16 protein-coding genes and 1 pseudogene are annotated in these 16,488 nt (G+C 59.1%); 12 read left to right on the top strand and 5 right to left on the bottom strand.

Annotated elements, in window-relative coordinates; translation table 11 throughout:
* Window positions 1-48 precede the first annotated feature (48 nt).
* From phnR to phnV, 6 genes and pseudogenes are all read left to right on the top strand, one after another.
* A complete protein-coding gene (gene phnR / locus KB890_RS14525) occupies window positions 49-768 on the top strand; it encodes a phosphonate utilization transcriptional regulator PhnR (protein WP_004145049.1) in 720 nt (239 codons plus the stop codon).
* Between the two features lie 176 nt (window positions 769-944).
* Window positions 945-1,958 (top strand): 2-aminoethylphosphonate ABC transporter substrate-binding protein, encoded by a 1,014-nt coding sequence (gene phnS / locus KB890_RS14530; RefSeq protein WP_004181578.1) that lies wholly within the window; start codon window positions 945-947, stop codon window positions 1,956-1,958.
* An 11-nt stretch (window positions 1,959-1,969) separates the two neighbouring features.
* Window positions 1,970-2,430 (top strand): annotated as a pseudogene (locus tag KB890_RS27690) (ATP-binding cassette domain-containing protein); the annotation flags it as partial.
* Between the two features lie 432 nt (window positions 2,431-2,862).
* Window positions 2,863-2,988: a hypothetical protein gene (locus KB890_RS27695; RefSeq protein ID WP_237083726.1), complete on the top strand. Its 126-nt coding sequence runs from the start codon at window positions 2,863-2,865 to the stop codon at window positions 2,986-2,988.
* An 85-nt stretch (window positions 2,989-3,073) separates the two neighbouring features.
* Complete coding sequence (phnU, locus tag KB890_RS14540) at window positions 3,074-3,934, top strand: 2-aminoethylphosphonate ABC transporter permease subunit (protein ID WP_002923191.1); 861 nt, start codon at window positions 3,074-3,076, stop codon at window positions 3,932-3,934.
* A 2-nt stretch (window positions 3,935-3,936) separates the two neighbouring features.
* Window positions 3,937-4,734, top strand: coding sequence for a 2-aminoethylphosphonate ABC transport system, membrane component PhnV (phnV, locus tag KB890_RS14545; protein WP_004145044.1), 798 nt, complete (start codon window positions 3,937-3,939; stop codon window positions 4,732-4,734).
* A gap of 199 nt (window positions 4,735-4,933) precedes the next feature.
* Here the strand turns inward: phnV and KB890_RS14550 are convergent, their stop codons facing one another.
* The 4 genes from KB890_RS14550 to KB890_RS14565 all read right to left on the bottom strand — a co-directional run bounded on the left by KB890_RS14550 (window position 4,934) and on the right by KB890_RS14565 (window position 8,506).
* Window positions 4,934-6,313, bottom strand: coding sequence for a carbohydrate porin (locus tag KB890_RS14550; RefSeq protein ID WP_004181575.1), 1,380 nt, complete (start codon window positions 6,311-6,313; stop codon window positions 4,934-4,936).
* Window positions 6,314-6,457: 144 nt separating this feature from the next.
* Window positions 6,458-6,760: a PTS lactose/cellobiose transporter subunit IIA gene (locus KB890_RS14555; protein WP_002923158.1), complete on the bottom strand. Its 303-nt coding sequence runs from the start codon at window positions 6,758-6,760 to the stop codon at window positions 6,458-6,460.
* Window positions 6,761-6,857: 97 nt separating this feature from the next.
* Window positions 6,858-8,180 carry a PTS cellobiose transporter subunit IIC gene (locus KB890_RS14560; RefSeq protein WP_002923156.1) on the bottom strand — a complete coding sequence of 441 codons (1,323 nt, stop codon included), beginning with the start codon at window positions 8,178-8,180 and terminating at the stop codon, window positions 6,858-6,860.
* Window positions 8,181-8,191: 11 nt separating this feature from the next.
* Window positions 8,192-8,506, bottom strand: a complete 315-nt coding sequence (locus KB890_RS14565) for a PTS sugar transporter subunit IIB (RefSeq protein ID WP_004145041.1) — start codon at window positions 8,504-8,506, stop codon at window positions 8,192-8,194.
* Between the two features lie 293 nt (window positions 8,507-8,799).
* Between KB890_RS14565 and KB890_RS14570 the strand changes: the two genes are divergently transcribed.
* The 3 genes from KB890_RS14570 (at window position 8,800) to KB890_RS14580 (ending at window position 12,599) form a co-directional block, all read left to right on the top strand.
* Window positions 8,800-9,741, top strand: coding sequence for a LacI family DNA-binding transcriptional regulator (locus tag KB890_RS14570; RefSeq protein ID WP_020324162.1), 942 nt, complete (start codon window positions 8,800-8,802; stop codon window positions 9,739-9,741).
* Window positions 9,742-9,952: 211 nt separating this feature from the next.
* Entirely contained in the window at window positions 9,953-11,323 is a 1,371-nt protein-coding gene (locus KB890_RS14575; protein ID WP_002923153.1) for an MFS transporter, read from the top strand.
* A gap of 13 nt (window positions 11,324-11,336) precedes the next feature.
* Window positions 11,337-12,599 carry a gallate dioxygenase gene (locus KB890_RS14580; RefSeq protein ID WP_002923152.1) on the top strand — a complete coding sequence of 421 codons (1,263 nt, stop codon included), beginning with the start codon at window positions 11,337-11,339 and terminating at the stop codon, window positions 12,597-12,599.
* Here the strand turns inward: KB890_RS14580 and KB890_RS14585 are convergent.
* The gene (locus KB890_RS14585; RefSeq protein WP_002923147.1) at window positions 12,596-13,822 is read right to left on the bottom strand and encodes a LysR family transcriptional regulator; all 1,227 of its coding nucleotides are present in this window, start codon (window positions 13,820-13,822) and stop codon (window positions 12,596-12,598) included. The two genes, KB890_RS14580 and KB890_RS14585, sit on opposite strands and share 4 nt — an antisense overlap.
* A gap of 127 nt (window positions 13,823-13,949) precedes the next feature.
* Here KB890_RS14585 and galB point away from each other — a divergent pair, with 127 nt between their 5' ends.
* Genes galB through KB890_RS14600 form a run of 3 tightly spaced genes read left to right on the top strand, consistent with a single transcriptional unit; the run spans window position 13,950 to window position 16,486 of the window.
* Entirely contained in the window at window positions 13,950-14,690 is a 741-nt protein-coding gene (gene galB, locus KB890_RS14590; protein ID WP_004181571.1) for a 4-oxalmesaconate hydratase, read from the top strand.
* The gene (locus KB890_RS14595; protein WP_004145036.1) at window positions 14,687-15,400 is read left to right on the top strand and encodes a 4-carboxy-4-hydroxy-2-oxoadipate aldolase/oxaloacetate decarboxylase; all 714 of its coding nucleotides are present in this window, start codon (window positions 14,687-14,689) and stop codon (window positions 15,398-15,400) included. The genes galB and KB890_RS14595 overlap by 4 nt, the downstream gene beginning before the upstream one ends.
* Complete coding sequence (locus KB890_RS14600; RefSeq protein WP_004145035.1) at window positions 15,401-16,486, top strand: 4-oxalomesaconate tautomerase; 1,086 nt, start codon at window positions 15,401-15,403, stop codon at window positions 16,484-16,486.
* Window positions 16,487-16,488: the final 2 nt, after the last annotated feature.

The following is a 16,488-nucleotide window of genomic DNA, read 5'->3' on the forward strand; positions in this document are numbered from 1 at the left end:
TCATCTGGCTATGTATAATGAGCGCACGAAAAGTGGCAGTGAGTAAACATGAAATCACCCTCTGGCGAGATGCCGCAATACCTGATGATTAAGGCGCAGCTGCAGGCGCGTATTCAAAACGGCGCCCTCAAAAGCGGCGACAAGCTGCCTTCCGAGCGCGAGCTGTGCGCGCTGTTCAACACGACGCGGATTACGGTGCGTGAGAGCCTGGCGCAGCTGGAGGCCAGCGGCGTGATTTACCGCGCCGACCGCCGCGGCTGGTTTGTGACGCCGGAGCGTCTATGGCTGGATCCGACGCAAAATACCAACTTCCACAAGCTGTGTCTCGAGCAGGGTCGCGAACCGAAAACGGTGCTGCTTGATGGCCGCCTGGCTGCCGTGCCGCTGGATGTGATGGCGCCGCTGGCGCTGCAGCCCTTCGATCAGGTCTACCTGCTGACCCGGCTGCGCTATGCCGACGGGCGTCCGGTGTGCTACTGCGAAAACCACTGTCTGCCCGCGCGGGTGCCTGAGCTGCTGCGCCACGATCTCAACGGCAGTCTGACCGAGATTTATCAAACTCACTACGACCTGATCTATACCAGTATGCATCTGTCGTTTTATCCCACCTCAATGCCGCCGCAGGCCGCCGAGGCGCTGGGGGTGATGGAGGGGCGCCCGGCGCTGCTGTTGCGCAGGCTGAATTACGATCAGCACGGGCGTATTCTCGACTACGATATCGAATACTGGCGGCATGATAGCCTGCGGATCGAAGTCGATACCCATTGATTTTATTAGTTAAATTTTTTCATCTCCCCGGTGGCGCTAGCGCTTACCGGGGCTACGCATCCCGCTCGTTTTAACTCCTTCGACATACTTCTTTCATCGTTTTGTCATAAACCCTCGGTAGCGTGAAGCTAAATCTGGTCTACACCAGAATAACTAACTGCGATGAGGCTTACACGATGAAACTCTCCCGACTTGCTCTGCTGTCCCTGTTCGCGCTGACCAGCTCTCCGGTTTGGGCGGACGGCGTCGTCACGGTTTACTCCGCCGACGGCCTGCATGACGGCGATAACAGCTGGTATCAGAGCCAGTTCGCTGCCTTCACCAAAGCGACGGGCATCAAAGTGCAGTATGTGGAAGGCGGCTCCGGCGCGATCGTCGAGCGTCTGGCCAAGGAGCGCACCAATCCGCAGGCTGATGTGCTGGTCACGGTGCCGCCGTTTATCCAGCGCGCCGCGAAAGAGCAATTGCTGGCAACCTTTACCCCGCAGGGAAGCGCGCAGATCCCCGGCGCTAACGACCGTTACGCGCCGCTGGTGAACAACTATCTGACCTTCATCTATAACAGCCAGTTGCTGAAAACCGCGCCGGCCAGCTGGCAGGATCTGCTGGATAGCCGCTACAAGAACAAGTTGCAGTACTCCACGCCGGGTCAGGCGGGCGACGGTACCGCGGTGATGCTGCAGGCGTTCCACAGCCTCGGCGGTAAAGACGCCGGCTTCGAGTATCTGGGCAAGCTGCAGGCCAATAACGTTGGCCCATCGGCCTCGACCGGTAAGCTGACGGCGCTGGTCAACAAAGGCGAGCTGTACGTCGCCAACGGCGATCTGCAGATGAACCTGTCGCAGATGGCGCGTAACCCGAACGTTAAAATTTTCTGGCCGGCGGATGACAAAGGCGAGCGCAGCGCGCTGGCGCTGCCCTACACCATCGGGCTGGTACAGAACGGACCGAACAGCGAAAACGGCAAAAAGCTGATCAATTTCCTGCTGGATAAACCGGCGCAATCCAGCGTCAGCGCGCGCTCCTGGGGCCTGCCGGTACGCAACGATGTAGCGCCGGATGATGCTAACTTTAAGGCGGCGAAAGCGGCGCTCGACGGCGTGAAGAGCTGGGAACCTAACTGGGACGATGTCGCGGTATCGCTGTCGGCTGACATTGCCCGCTGGCATAAAGTGACCGATAGCGAGTAAGCCTGATGTTGATGAAAACCACCGTCACTTCTTCCCCGTCGCTGGCGGGGACGTCCGGGATCACCCTGGACTCGCTGCGCGTTTCATACCACGGCAACGTGGTCTTAAAACCGCTGTCATTGACCATTGAGCCCGGTGAGGTGCTGGCGCTGATTGGCCCTTCCGGTTCCGGGAAAACCACGGTTCTGCGGGCGATTGCCGGTTTTGTGCAACCGGCTGGCGGGCGGATCCTGATCGGCGATACTGACGTCACCCAGTTGCCGCCGTACAAACGCGGCTGGCGATGGTGGTGCAGAACTACGCGCTGTTCCCGCATATGAAGGTGGAAGATAACGTTGCTTTCGGCCTGCGGGCGCAAAAGCAGCCCAGGGGGCTTATCGCCGAGCGGGTGACTGAAGCCTTAAAAATCGTCGGCATGGCGGATTACGCCACCCGCTACCCGCATCAGCTTTCCGGCGGCCAGCAGCAGCGCGTGGCGATAGCCCGCGCGATTGCCGTGCGTCCTCGGGTGCTATTGCTTGATGAACCGCTGTCGGCGCTGGATGCGCAAATTCGCCATAACATGGTGGAAGAGATTGCCCGCCTGCATCGCGAACTGCCGGAGCTCACCATCCTCTACGTCACCCACGATCAGACCGAAGCGCTGACCCTGGCGGACAAAATCGGCATCATGAAAGACGGGTCGCTGATCGCCCACGGTGAAACGCACGAGCTGTACCACTATCCGCCGAACCGCTTTAGCGCCGAATTCCTCGGCCGCGCCAATATCCTGCAGGCGACGGCGCTGAAAGACAGCCCCGAGCCGGGGCTGGTTAGCGTAAGCTGCGGCGGCGGCCTGATTAACGCCTTCAGCCGGGGCGGCCTGCATGGCAACAAAAAGCTGTTATGCATTCGCCCGCAGCACATGAGCCTGGCGCCGCGATCGGCAACCAGTAATCGCCTCAACGCCACCCTGACGTCGGTGCACTGGCAGGGCGATCTGACGCATCTGCTGTGCGATGTTGCCGGCGAAGCGGTGCGGGCGTCATGACTCAGGTCAACCCACTGCCGCGCGCGGGGGACAAGCTGTCGCTCTACTTCGAACCTGGCGATGCGGTTCTGATCGAGGTGCAATGATGGCGCAAACCCTCACGCTTGCGCGTCCGGCGCGAAACCTACGCCCTTACCTGTGGCTGGCGTTGCCGCTGCTGGTGCTGGCGACGCTGTTTTTCTATCCGCTGCTGCTGATCGCCGAACAGGCGCTGCGCGACGCCAGCGGCAACCTGAGCCTCGAGACCTTCTGGCAGGTGATTGACTCAAAACGCTTTATTGGCGCGTTGCTCAATACCTTACAGATTGCGGTGTTCGCTACCCTTGGCTGCCTGGTGCTCGGCAGCGTCCTGGCGCTGATTCTGGTGTTTATTCCGTTTCCCGGCAGCCAACTGGTGAGCCGGGTCATTGATACTTTTATTGCGCTGCCGACTTTTCTTATCACTCTCGCGTTCACCTTTATTTACGGCTCGGCGGGGCTGCTCAACGGCACCCTGATGGCGCTGTTTGCTTTTGAACTGCCGCCGGTAGACTTCCTCTATTCGATTAACGGCGTGATTCTGGCGGAGATTACCGTCTTTACGCCGCTGGTGATGCGTCCGTTGATGGCGGGATTGCGGCAGATAGATAAGAGCCAGCTGGAAGCGGCGAGTATTCTCGGCGCTCATCCGTTACGGGTGATTACCCAGGTTATCTTCCCGGCGGCGCTCCCGGCGCTGATGGCGGGCGGCAGCCTGTGCCTGCTATTGACCACTAACGAGTTCGGGATCGTGCTGTTTATTGGCGCCAAAGGGGTCAATACCCTGCCGATGATGGTCTACAGCAAGGCGATTCTGGAGTCGGATTACAGCGTGGCCTGCATGATTGCGCTGATCAATATTCTGCTGTCGCTGGGGCTGTTTATGCTCTATCGGCTGGCGGCGGCGCGCACTGGCGTAAGGAGTTAACGATGTTGATTTGGTCGCGTAAAGGCCGCGCGGCGGCGGGCGCGCTGGCGGTGACGCTTTTTGCCGGCGTTTTCCTGCTGCCGCTGGCGGTGATTTTACTCTCCAGCCTGAGTAAACAATGGAACGGCCTGCTGCCCACCGGCTTTACCTTTGCTCACTTTGTTAACGCCTTTCGCGGCGCGGCGTGGGATTCGCTGTTTTCGAGCCTGATGGTGGGCTTCTGCGCCAGCCTGTTGGCGCTGCTGTGCGGGATGTGGGCGGCGCTGGCGCTGCGCCAGTATGGCGCGACGCTACAGAAATATCTTGGCCTGGCGTTTTATCTGCCCAGCGCCATCCCCTCGGTTTCCGTCGGGCTGGGCATTCTGGTGGCGTTTAGCCAGGGGCCGCTGCAGATGAACGGCACCTTCTTTATCGTTCTGGCGGCGCACTTCGTGCTGATCTCCGCCTTTACCTTCAGCAACGTAACGACCGGGCTGGCGCGTATTTCCGCTGATATTGAAAACGTCGCCTCCAGCCTGGGCGCTTCGCCGTGGTATCGCCTGCGCCATGTGACGCTGCCGCTGATGACGCCGTGGATGATCTCGGCGCTGGCGCTGAGCCTGTCGTTGTCGATGGGAGAGCTAGGGGCGACGGTGATGATCTATCCGCCGGGCTGGACGACGCTGCCGGTGACCATTTTCAGCCTCACCGATCGCGGCAATATCGCCGATGGCTCGGCGCTGACCATTGTGCTGGTGGGCGTCACGCTGCTGTTGATGATGAAGCTTGAGCGTATCGCCCGCCGATTAAGCCAGAGATAAAGAATTGATGACGCCACCAGGGCACGGGTCTGACTGCCCGGCGGCGCTGCGCTTGCCGGTCCTGGGGTGGGGTCCCACAGGAAGGAACGTAGGCCGGATAAGGCATTGATGCCGCCATCCGGCATAAATGGAGCGCACCAGTTGTAGCCCGGCTAAGCGTAGCGCCAGCCGGGAACGCTCCTTCAACAACGCTCTCGCATCAGAACCACGCCTCAAACATCCCGCCGACGTTCAGCGAATCCAGCTGCTGGTCTTTGGTGTTGTTGACCTTCGCGGTATGCTCGTTGTCCACCTGGCCGCCGGTCACATAGAAGCGCAGCATCGGACGGAACTCCGGCCCCATGCCGATGGCGATGTTCTGCGACAGCGTCAGCTTCCAGCCGTGGTTATCCCCGCCCTGGTCGTAATCCACGCGCTGGTAGCCCGCTTCCAGCCAGGTGGAGTGCACGTCGTTCCAGAAGTACATCGGCCGGACGATGGCGCCGTAGTTTTTGCGGTTGTCGGTATTATCTTTGCCGTTGTCGTAGTCGTGGAAGGCCAGCAGATATTCCACCTGCGCCTGCTGGGTGAACTTATGGCTGCCCTCGAAGCTGGCGTAGACCGTGGTCAGGTCGTCGGTTTTGTTATAGACGCTGTTATCCGAGTTGTCGGAATAGCGCAGGATCACCTTGTTCACCCCGCTGTCGTTGGTGTGGCTCAGCACCAGCCCGCCCTGCCAGGCTTCGAGACGCGCGTCGCTGTCCACCGCCTTCGAGTCAAAGCCGTAGTTGGCGTACACCTCGACGTCGATCGGCCCGGCCTTGATGTTGTGGGTTTTGGTGGTCAGCGCGTAGTGGCCGTTGTCGCCGGTGTCGGAGCTGCCGGTACAGGTGATGCGCGACGGGTTGGTCTCATCGGCCATCACTTCCGGACTACAGGATTTCACCTGCGAGACCGCCGCCACGTCGAACTGCACGCCGCCGATATCAAAGTTCTTCACCCCGGCGCCCTGGCCGTCGTGGTTCATCCAGAAGTAGTCGTTGATCCCCTGTTGCGGACGCTGGTGGAAGTCGCGGCCGGCCCAGAGATAGGCGTTGGGGTTGGATTCCAGCACGTTGGTGACCCCGACGTAGGCCTTCTTCAGGTTAACTTCGTCGCTCCAGTGGTCGAACATCACGTTAAGATCCCAGATAGCCCCCTGCGCGCTTTTGAAGGCCTTGCTGATCTGGAATTCGCCGCCGTTGCTTTCGTTGCCCAGACGGCCGATCGCCGAGGCGCCGTTATAGGAGCCGTCGACGCCGACATATTTCTGGTCGCCGGTCTGGAAGTGGGCGCCATAGCGGGCGTAGCCGCTGAACTTGAGGCCGAACGGAATGGCCATATCCGGCGAGGCGGCGGTGGTTTCCGGGTTAGTAATCACGTCGACCTTTTTGTTGGCCGCGGCGTCGATTTTTGCCTGGCGGTCGGCCAGCGCTTTATCAACGGCTTTGGCGACGATGGCGTCGATCTGTTCCTGCGTAAATTCTTGCGCCATGACAGAAATTGGGCACAGCGCGGCGACCACCGCCATGGCTAAAGGCAGTTTTTTTACAGAATTCATGGTTATCTCGCTTTAATAATTAATATATTTCAGATAATAACCATCCCATTCTGGCTAGAATAAATAGCCAAAATAAGCTGATTTGTTTTTTAGGGTACAGCGACGCCGGAGAATAATATTCTCGCTAACGTTATGCCATATTAATTAACGCTGGTACAGATGGATTAATTCTTCTGAGAACTCGCGGGCCAGCAGCGAATTCATCAAATGATCCTGGGCATGTACCATAATCAGCGTCATGGGCTGACGCGCTTCACCGGCATCCTGCCCGATGAGCTGGGTTTGCATCTGATGCGCCCGGCGGGCGTAGCCGTCGGCCTCGTTTAAGAGTAAGCGCGCTTCGTCGATATTTCCGGTTCGGGCCGCATGCAGCGCTTCAAAACATAATGAGCGTGACTGTCCCGCATTAACGATAATTTCCATTACCGCATCTTCTAATTCAATCATGTGTATTCCTGAGGTATTTATTATTTAATAATGCAGTGAAAGTCCATTTTCTGCATTATTACGCTGTCATCTTATTATCTCTCCGGAAGGAGAGGGATTAGCTAACGGTTTCTGCTACCGGAACGCTATTTTTGGCTTTCTCAACTTCGGTTTTCATTAAGGAACGTTCATAAGCGCGCAGGAACGGCAGGTAAATGACCGCCGACATCACCATGCAGATGAGACACATCACCACCGGGCTCAGGGTCCAGTTAGCCGCCCACGACGCGCCAATTGGGGCCGGCGTAGTCCACGGCGTCAGCGACACCACCTGGCTCAGCCAGCCAAGACGCGTCGCGCCGTAAGCCAGCACCGCGTTGACCATCGGTACGCAGACGAAGGGGATAAACATCATCGGGTTCATGATGATCGGCGCCCCGAACAGAATCGGCTCGTTGATATTAAAGAAGCTCGGCACGATGCCCATCTTGCCGATGGTGCGCAGATGGGTGGCCCGGCTACGCAGCAGCAGGAAGGCCAGCGGCAGGGTAGAACCGACGCCGCCAATCAGCAGATAGTGATCCCAGAAGCCCTGCAGGTAGACGTGCGGCAGTACCGTGCCAGCCGCCAGCGCCGCCTGGTTTGCCGACAGGTTGGCCATCCAGAACGGGTTCATAATGCCGGTAACAATCAGCGAGCCGTGGATACCGGCGAACCAGAAAATCTGGCACATCAGAACAGAGAGCAAAATCGCCGGCAGCGAGTCGGAGGCGGAAACCAGCGGCTCCAGCAGATGCATGATCGCCTGCGGCAGGATCATCCCGGTCTGCGCTTCGATAAACAGATTCAGCGGATGCAGAGTCGCAATAACCACCAGCACCGGGATCAGGATTTCAAACGAACGGGCGACGCCGGTGGGGACCTCTTTCGGCAGACGAATCGTAATGTTGTTTTGCTTCAGCCACGCGTAAACGCGGGTGGAGTAGATGGCGGTGATCAGCGCGGTGAAAATGCCCTGACCGGACAGATACTGAGTGGAAATTTTGCCATCGGCATAGGGCGCGGCGACCAGCAGGAAAGCCATAAACGCCAGCAGACCGGACATCACCGGATCGAGCTGAAACTGACGACCGAGGCTGGCGCCAATGCCGACCGAGATAAAGAAGGTCATCACGCCCATGCTGAGGTTAAACGGCAGCATCAGTTGTTCGCGGTAGTGCTGGGAGAAATCAAGCCAGCCGCGGGCAAAGCCGTTGGTGGTATCGGGTGAAAACGGCGGAAAGATAAATACCAGCATGAAAGAGCCGATGATCATAAACGGCAAGGCGGCAGTGAAGCCATCGCGGATAGCGATAACGTATTTCTGCTGCCCAAGGCGTCCTGCCAGCGGAGTAATAGATTGCTCGATCACGGCAATCATGGACTGATACAGAGAACTCATTTCAACACCTCTCAGTGCGCCGCTGGGATCAGCGACAGAGCATAATTCAGGACGTTGTCTCCCCGCTGCATACCGTAGTCCATCGTATCGATGGGCTGAACGGGAATGTTCAGGGAAGCCGCTTTGTCAGACAGGGTTTTCAACATGTATTTCACCTGGGGGCCAAGCAACACCACCTGATACTGCGGAAACTGCATGTCAAATTCGGAAACGCCATAGGCGTCAATCTGCACCGGCAGGTCACGTTCATTCGCCGCCTCAACCATCTTTCTGACCAGCAGACTGGTGGACATCCCGGCAGAGCAGCACAGCATAATCTTGTACATCGACGACCATCCTCAAAATGTAAAAAGTTATTGCGTGGGTGATTTGATATCAGACGGAAACCGGTTTCCATTTATAAAAAGCAGAACTGTGATAGTGGTCAATATCTCCTGCTTATAGGGCGGATTTATTGGATTTCGCTCACATTATTCTGTCGATTTGGCGATGTTTTGCGCTGAAATGGAAAATCGGTTTCCAAACAAATGGCGAAATGGATATACTGCGCTGGTCATAATTGAAGCGATTCAGGTTTACAGGATTTTGGCGGGACGCGGCGCCCGCGCAGGGGAAAATGATGTCGACAATCAATGATGTTTCACGACTTGCCGGGGTTTCCAAAGCCACGGTGTCGCGAGTGTTGAGCGGCTCACGTGGCGTGAAGGAAGCCAGTCGTCAGGCGGTGCTGCAGGCGGCGGAAGCGCTCAATTACCGGCCAAACATGATAGCCCAGTCATTGCTCAGCCAGTCCACCGGCTGCATCGGCGTCATCTGCGCCCAGGACAACATCAACCAAACCACCAGCTATCTCTACGCCCTGGAAAAACAGCTCAGCCAGCACCAGAAACACCTGCTGCTGCGCTTCGCCAACACCAGCAACGGCGTGATGAACTCTCTGGAGGAGTTGACCTGCGGGCTGTGCGATAACGTGCTAATCATCGGCGCGCGTTTTCCTCTGAATATTAACCGCCCGGACGTGGTGCTGGTGGACTGCCTCGATAGCGAAGGCGACAACAGTATTCAGTTCGATCATGCTTTCGCCGCCGAAACCGCCTGTCACTATCTGATTAGCCAGGGGAGACGGCAGATTGCGCTGATTCATCCGCAGAGCAGCGGCTTTGCCGACCAGGTGCTGCTGGGCTACAAGCACGCGCTGGAAAAAAACTTTTTGCCGTTTAATCGCAACCTGGTGTTTCTGGATAACACCTCGCCGTCGGTGGCGGTGCAGGAGCTGGTCAATAACGCCACGACGCTGAACTTTAACGCGCTGCTGGTGAGCGATGAACAGCAGGCGCAGCGCGTGGTGCCGCAGCTGCAGGCGTTTAACCGCGCCGTTCCGCAAAATGTCATGGTGTTTAGCCTCGCCGGATCGTTACAGCTGCCCGGTATCCCGACTATCCCGGCGATTGAATATTCCATGGACGCGATGGCGTCGCGGATCGTCAACTGGCTGACCGAGAAAACGGACAACCCGGGCGGCAGCCCGCTGCGCGGCGATTTAATTATTCCGAAGCACTAAACGCTGCTCTTGCCCTGACCCGCCGCCGTTGGCTGCGGGTTTTTTGCTGGCTGGTTTTTGTCGTATCCCTCACATTATAAATAAAACTCATATCTGACGCCGGATTTTCGAACCGGACAGCCTGCGTGACCTGCCTTAAGTTGAGTACGAAAGTTCCACTCAAAAAACACTAACCAGAACATTCGTACCGCCTGCTTGAGGAAGTCACCCTATGAATCACACGAACGTTGTCGATGTGAAAGCGTGGATAGATACCCGCCCGGTCTCGCGCTTTCAATGGAACGTGCTGCTGCTCTGTTTCATCATCATTATGCTGGATGGGTATGACGCCGCGGTGATGGGCTTTGTCGCCCCGGCGCTCATCGAGGACTGGGGCATCAGCCGGGCCGAAATGGGGCCGATTCTTGGGGCGGCCATGTTCGGCGTCGCCATTGGCGCCCTGGTAGCGGGTCCGCTTTCTGACCGCTACGGCCGAAAGCGAATTTTACTCTGGTCGGTGGCGCTGTTTGCGCTGTTCAGCCTGGCCGGCGCCGTGGCGCAAAGCCCGACGCAGCTGGCGCTGATGCGTTTTCTCACCGGCCTTGGCCTTGGCGCCGTAATGCCCAACTGCGTCACGCTGGTGGCGGAATATATGCCGGAGCGGCGTAAAGGGGTGATGATCACCCTGATGTACAGCGGTTTTAACGTGGGTTCCGGCCTCGGCGGCTTTATCGCCGCCGGTTTGTTATCGCATTACAGCTGGCACTCGGCGCTGGTTTTTGGCGGCGTGCTGCCGCTCGTGGTGCTCCCCTTTATGATCGTGATGTTGCCAGAGTCGGCGATGAACATGGTGGCGCGCCGACTACCGGGCGAGCAGATCGCCAGGGCGCTTAACCGGCTTGGGGGCCAGTTTACGGCTGAAACCGTTTTCCAGCTGAATGCGCCGCCCATCACGCGGAGCAGCAAAGTGGCGCAGCTGTTCCGGCATGGCTATGCCCGCGGCACGATAGCGCTGTGGTTAACCTATTTTATGGGGCTGTTCGTGATTTACCTGCTGAACGGCTGGCTGCCAACCATTCTCCGCTCCGGCGGGCTGTCGCTGCAGCAGGCGGCGATGATGACCGGCTTGTTCCAGCTCGGCGGCCCGCTGGGCGGGATCCTTGTCGGTATGCTGATGGATCGCGCTTCGGCGAAAGCCGTGATTGCGGCAACCTATTTCCTCGGCTGTCTGTGCCTGTTGTCCCAGGGGGTAATGGATTTCGGTTCGGCGGCGCTGTCGGTGCTGATTTTTATCAGCGGGATGTGCATTAACGGCGCGCAGAACGGTCTGCAGGCCTATTCGCCCGCCTATTATCAAACCGAGATCCGCGCTACCGGCGTCAGCTGGATGCATGGTATCGGCCGTACCGGGGCTATCCTCAGCTCCACGCTGGGCGGGATGCTGATGCTGGCCGTGCCGGGACACTCGTCGATCTTTTTGGTGCTTGCGCTGCCGGCCTGCCTGGCGGGGATCTGTATTTTGTTGCACCGTATGAATCACGCTAAGCCTCGACTCACAGAGGCAGAACTTGACGCTTTGTCATCCCCCCTCGAACACCGATAAGTGGAGTTATCTGATGGCTAACATTCTCGGCGGTATCGCCGTCTCTCATACCCCGACTATCGGCTTCGCGGTCGATCATCATAAACAGCAGGACCCGGCGTGGGCGCCGATCTTCCAGAGCTTCGAACCGCTGCAGCGCTGGCTGGAGGAGAAAAAACCGGATGCGCTGGTGTACATCTTTAATGACCATGTGACCGCCTTTTTCTTCGATCACTATTCGACTTTTACGCTGGGAATCGATAGTCAATATGACGTTGCCGATGAGGGCGGCGGACCGCGCTGCCTGCCGCCGGTCCAGGGCAACGCGGCGCTCTCAAGGCACATTGGCGCCAGCCTGATGGCCGACGAGTTTGATATGTCGTTCTTTATGGATAAAAAGCTCGACCACGGCCTTTTCTCGCCGCTTTCGGCGCTGTTGCCCTGGGATGAAGCGCAGGGGTGGCCGACGGCGGTGATCCCGTTACAGATCGGCGTGCTGCAATTTCCGGTACCAAGCGCGCGCCGTTGTTACAAACTCGGCCAGGCGCTGCGCCGGGCGATTGAAAGCTTCCCGGAAGATATCAATGTGGCGATTGTCGCGACCGGCGGGCTCTCGCATCAGGTTCATGGCGAGCGCTGCGGATTTAATAATCCCGACTGGGATGCCCAGTTTGTTGATATGCTGGTTAATGACCCGGAAAAGCTTACCGAAATGACCCTTGGCGAATATGCCGAGCTGGGGGGGATGGAGGGGTCCGAAGTGATCATGTGGCTGGTGATGCGCGGCGCGCTATCAGCCAATGTCACCGAAACCTGGCGCGACTATTACCTGCCGTCGATGACCGGTATCGCCACGCTGATCCTTGAGAACAATGCGCGCCTGCCCCCCGTCGATACCCTGACGCGCCATCGCCAGCATATGGCGCAGCAGCTGGCCGGGGTGGAGAAACTGCCGGGAACCTATCCTTTTACCCACGAGCGCAGCCTGAATGGCTTGCGGCTTAACCGTTTCCTGCATCGGCTGATTGAGCCTGCCTGGCGCGAACGTTTTCTGCAGTCGCCTCAGTCGCTTTATGCCGAAGCCGGACTGAGTGAGGAGGAACAGCAGTTGCTCAACGCGCGCGACTGGCGGGGATTAATTCAGTATGGCGCCAGCTTCTTCCTGCTGGAGAAAATGGGCGCGGTGGTCGGCGTATCCAACCTGCATATTTACGCCGCGATGCGCGGGCAGACGCTGGAGGCGTTTCAGCAAACGCGCAACCAGCAGGTAACCTATTCGGTGGCGGGTAAACGTTAAACGGCCCCGTCCTGAACCTGCTGATAAATAAAACGCAACAGCGCCTGCGTCGCCGGGGAGGGCAGGCTGCCTGCGCGAAACGTCAGCCCGATACGCCGGGTGGTATCGGGCAGGGGAACCGGCAACACGCTGAGCAGCCCATTGTCAGTTTCAAAACGCATCTGGCTGGCGGAGACCGCCGCCAGCATGTCGGAGCCCTGCAGCAATCCTCGCACCATCGCCGCATCCCCGGTCTCCACCGTCGGCTGAGGCAGCGGCAGCCCCAGGGTGACAAACGCCTTATCCAGCAAATTGCGCGCCGGCGCGTTGGCGCGCGGCAGCACCCATTGCGCTGTCGCCAGCTGGCTGCGCGGGTCCGGATGGCGAAGCAGCGGGTGGTTATTACGCAGTAAAATCAACATATCCTCTTCGAATAACGCTTCGCTACAGAGGTCCGGGAGATCTTCATCCTGGCGCAGGGCGCCGATAATAAAATCGATATTACCTGCCCGCATATCGGCGACCAGCGACTCATACGGGCTTTCATTGGTCATGAGGGTGATGCCCGGGTGCTGGGCCAGAAAGGCGGCGATGGCGGAGGGCAGTAGCCGGGTCCGGCTCAGCGGCAGGGCGCCAATGCGCACGGTGCCCTCCAGCACCCCGCGACGGGCAGCGAGATCGCTCCAGATGTTTTCCAGCTCGTTGAGCGCTCTGCTCACCGGGGGATAGAGTAGCTCCGCGGCAGGCGTGGGACGCACCCCCTCTGGCGTCCGGCGAAATAGCGCCGAATCCGCTCCTTTTTCCAGGACCTTCAGCGCGGCACTGACCGCCGGCTGAGTGATCCCCAACTGTTGCGCGACGGTTTGGGTATGGTTGACGTGATAGAGCTGAATAAAAATGGCTAAGCGGCGGGTATTGAACAGCCAGCCGGCGTCCGCCAGCGGGCCGCTGCTGCGGGTATGGTGCTTCTGCAGCAGCGCCGGGATGGCCTGCAGGTCGTCAATCGCCCGCCGGGCGCGCGGCAGGATGCACTTGCCATACTCGGTGGGCACCATGCCGCTGTAATGGCGTTCGAACAGCGTGACGTTCAACGCGGCTTCAAGATCGCGAATAGCCCGGGTTATCGCTGACTGCGTGCGGAATAAGTCATCGGCCGCGCGTGAGACGCTACCGCGCAGCGCGACCTGACAGAAAAAGCGCAGCTGCATGATATTTATAATTTTATCGTGCTTTCTCTTTAGCATTGTTCGTCAGGCCTGAAAAAGTGAGTGAAACGACAACATAAATAAAAATCATAGCCTTCGCAAGTTAACGAATTACCTCCCCACGACGGGACATGACAAGCTGAAAAAAACAACAGAGGAAGCCATCATGTCTCATCCGATTAGCGAAAAAAGTGCCCTTGTCGTCAGCGCCCACTCGGCCGATTTCGTCTGGCGCGCGGGCGGTGCGATAGCGCTGCATGCCCTGCAGGGCTATCAGGTCCATGTGGTCTGTTTATCCTTTGGCGAGCGCGGCGAGTCCGCCAAACTGTGGCGTAAAGGCAACATGACCGAGGAGGCGGTGAAGCAGGTGCGTCGCGAAGAGGCGCAGGCCGCCGCCGCGATCCTGGGCGCCAGCGTCGAATTCTTTGATATCGGTGACTATCCGCTGCGCGCCGATAAAGAGACGCTATTTCGTCTGGCGGATGTGTATCGCCGTATCCAGCCCCACTTTGTCCTGACGCACTCCCTGCAGGATCCCTATAACTACGATCACCCCCTGGCCTCCCATCTGGCGCAGGAAGCGCGGATTATCGCCCAGGCAGAGGGCTATCGCCCCGGTGAGAAAATTGTCGCTGCTCCCCCGGTTTACTGTTTCGAACCGCACCAGCCGGAGCAGTGCAACTGGAAACCCGATGTGTTACTGGACATCACCGCTGTCTGGGAGAAAAAGTATCAGGCCATTCAGTGCATGCAGGGTCAGGAGCATCTGTGGGAATACTACACCCGCGTGGCGCTGCAGCGCGGGGTGCAGGCCAAGCGCAATATCGGCATCACGGCCGCGCGCGATATCGTTCACGGCGAAGCCTTCCAGAGCATCTTCCCCCGCGTAACGGAGAACCTGGCATGAACCTGTTAAATAAAAAAGGCCTTGTGATCCGCCACCTGCCGCGCCATGACGAGGCGGTTTTGCGCCGCTGTGAGGCGGCCGGGGTGGCGACGCTCCATGAAGCCTGGGATCGTCAGGGGCTGATGGGACCGGCAATCCGTCCGATTCAGCAGGGCGTCAGCCGGGCGGGCAACGCGGTAACCGTGCTGGTGACGCCTGGCGACAACTGGATGTTTCATGTGGCGGTCGAGCAGTGCCGCGCCGGCGATATTCTGGTGGTGGCCCCGACCTCGCCGTGCGGCGATGGCTTCTTCGGCGATCTACTGGCGACGTCTCTCCAATCGCGCGGCGTGGTCGGGTTGGTGGGCGATATCGGCATTCGTGATTCGCAAACGTTGCGGGAAATGGGATTCGCCGTCTGGTCCCGTCAGGTTTATGCCCAGGGGACGGTGAAAGAGAGCCTCGGTTCGGTTAACGTCCCGGTGATATGCGCAGGTCAGCTTGTACAGCCGGGCGATGTCGTAGTGGCCGACGACGATGGCGTCGTGGTGCTGCCTCACGCCCGGGTCCGTGATGTGCTCCATAAAGCGGAAGCCCGCATGAGCAATGAGCTTGCGAAACGTGAGCGGATGCGCAATGGCGAGCTGGGGCTGGATATTTACGCTATGCGTCCGCGTCTGGCGGAAAAGGGCCTGCGGTATTACGACCGCGCAGACGAGGTGGAGGAATAAATGGCGCAACGCGGAATCCCCTGTCTATGGATGCGCGGCGGCACCTCTAAAGCGGCCTGTTTTCTGGCCGACGATCTGCCTGCCGATCCGGTGCGACGTGATGCGGTGCTGCTGGCGGTGATGGGCTCGCCTGATCCCCGGCAAATTGACGGGATCGGCGGCGCCGATCCGCTGACCAGCAAAGTGGCGATTATCCGCCGCTCCGCACGGCCTGACGCCGATGTGGACTATCTGTTTGCCCAGGTGAACGTGGCGGCGGCTACCGTGGATTATGGCCAAAACTGCGGCAATATTCTCGCCGCCGTTGGCCCTTTCGCCATCGAGCGCGGTCTGGTTCGTCACGATGCGCCGCTCACTCGGGTGCGTATTTTTATGGAGAACACGGGGCAACTGGCGGTGGCAGAGATCCCCTGTGACGCCGACGGGGTCAACTACGTCGGCGAGAGCCGTATCGATGGCGTGCCGGGCAGCGCCAGCCCGATCCTGCTCCATTTTCTTGATGTCGCCGGCTCCAGCTGCGGGGCGCTGCTGCCGACCGGCCGGGTTCGTGACCGTTTTGACGGCGTCGAGGTGACCTGCATCGATAACGGAATGCCGGTGATCCTGCTGCGCGCTTGCGACCTCGGTTGCACCGGCTATGAGACGCGCGAACAGCTGGATAATGACGACGCGCTTAAACGTCGCCTGGAGTCGATTCGCCTGCAGGCCGGGCCGCTGATGCAGCTTGGCGACGTCAGCCAGCGCACGGTGCCCAAGATGACCCTGATCGCCGAGCCGCGACACGGCGGCGCCATCAGCAGCCGCACCTTTATCCCCCACCGCTGCCACGCGTCGATCGGCGTATTTGGCGCGGTGAGCGTGGCCAGCGCTTGTCTGCTCCCCGGCTCTGTCGCGCAGGGCCTGGCGCAGGTAGCGCCAGGCGATACGCCGCTGCTCAGCGTCGAGCATCCGACAGGCGAATTTAGCGTGACGCTTCAGCTTGATGCTGACGGCGCCCTGGCTGGCTGCGGCCTGTTACGCACGGCGCGACTGCTGTTTGCTGGCGAGGTTTTTATTCCGGCCCGCGTCTGGCCGCGTGAGGAGTGATG

The sequence above is a fragment of the Klebsiella sp. P1954 genome (assembly GCF_018199955.1).
GTDB classification, from domain to species: domain Bacteria; phylum Pseudomonadota; class Gammaproteobacteria; order Enterobacterales; family Enterobacteriaceae; genus Klebsiella; species Klebsiella pneumoniae.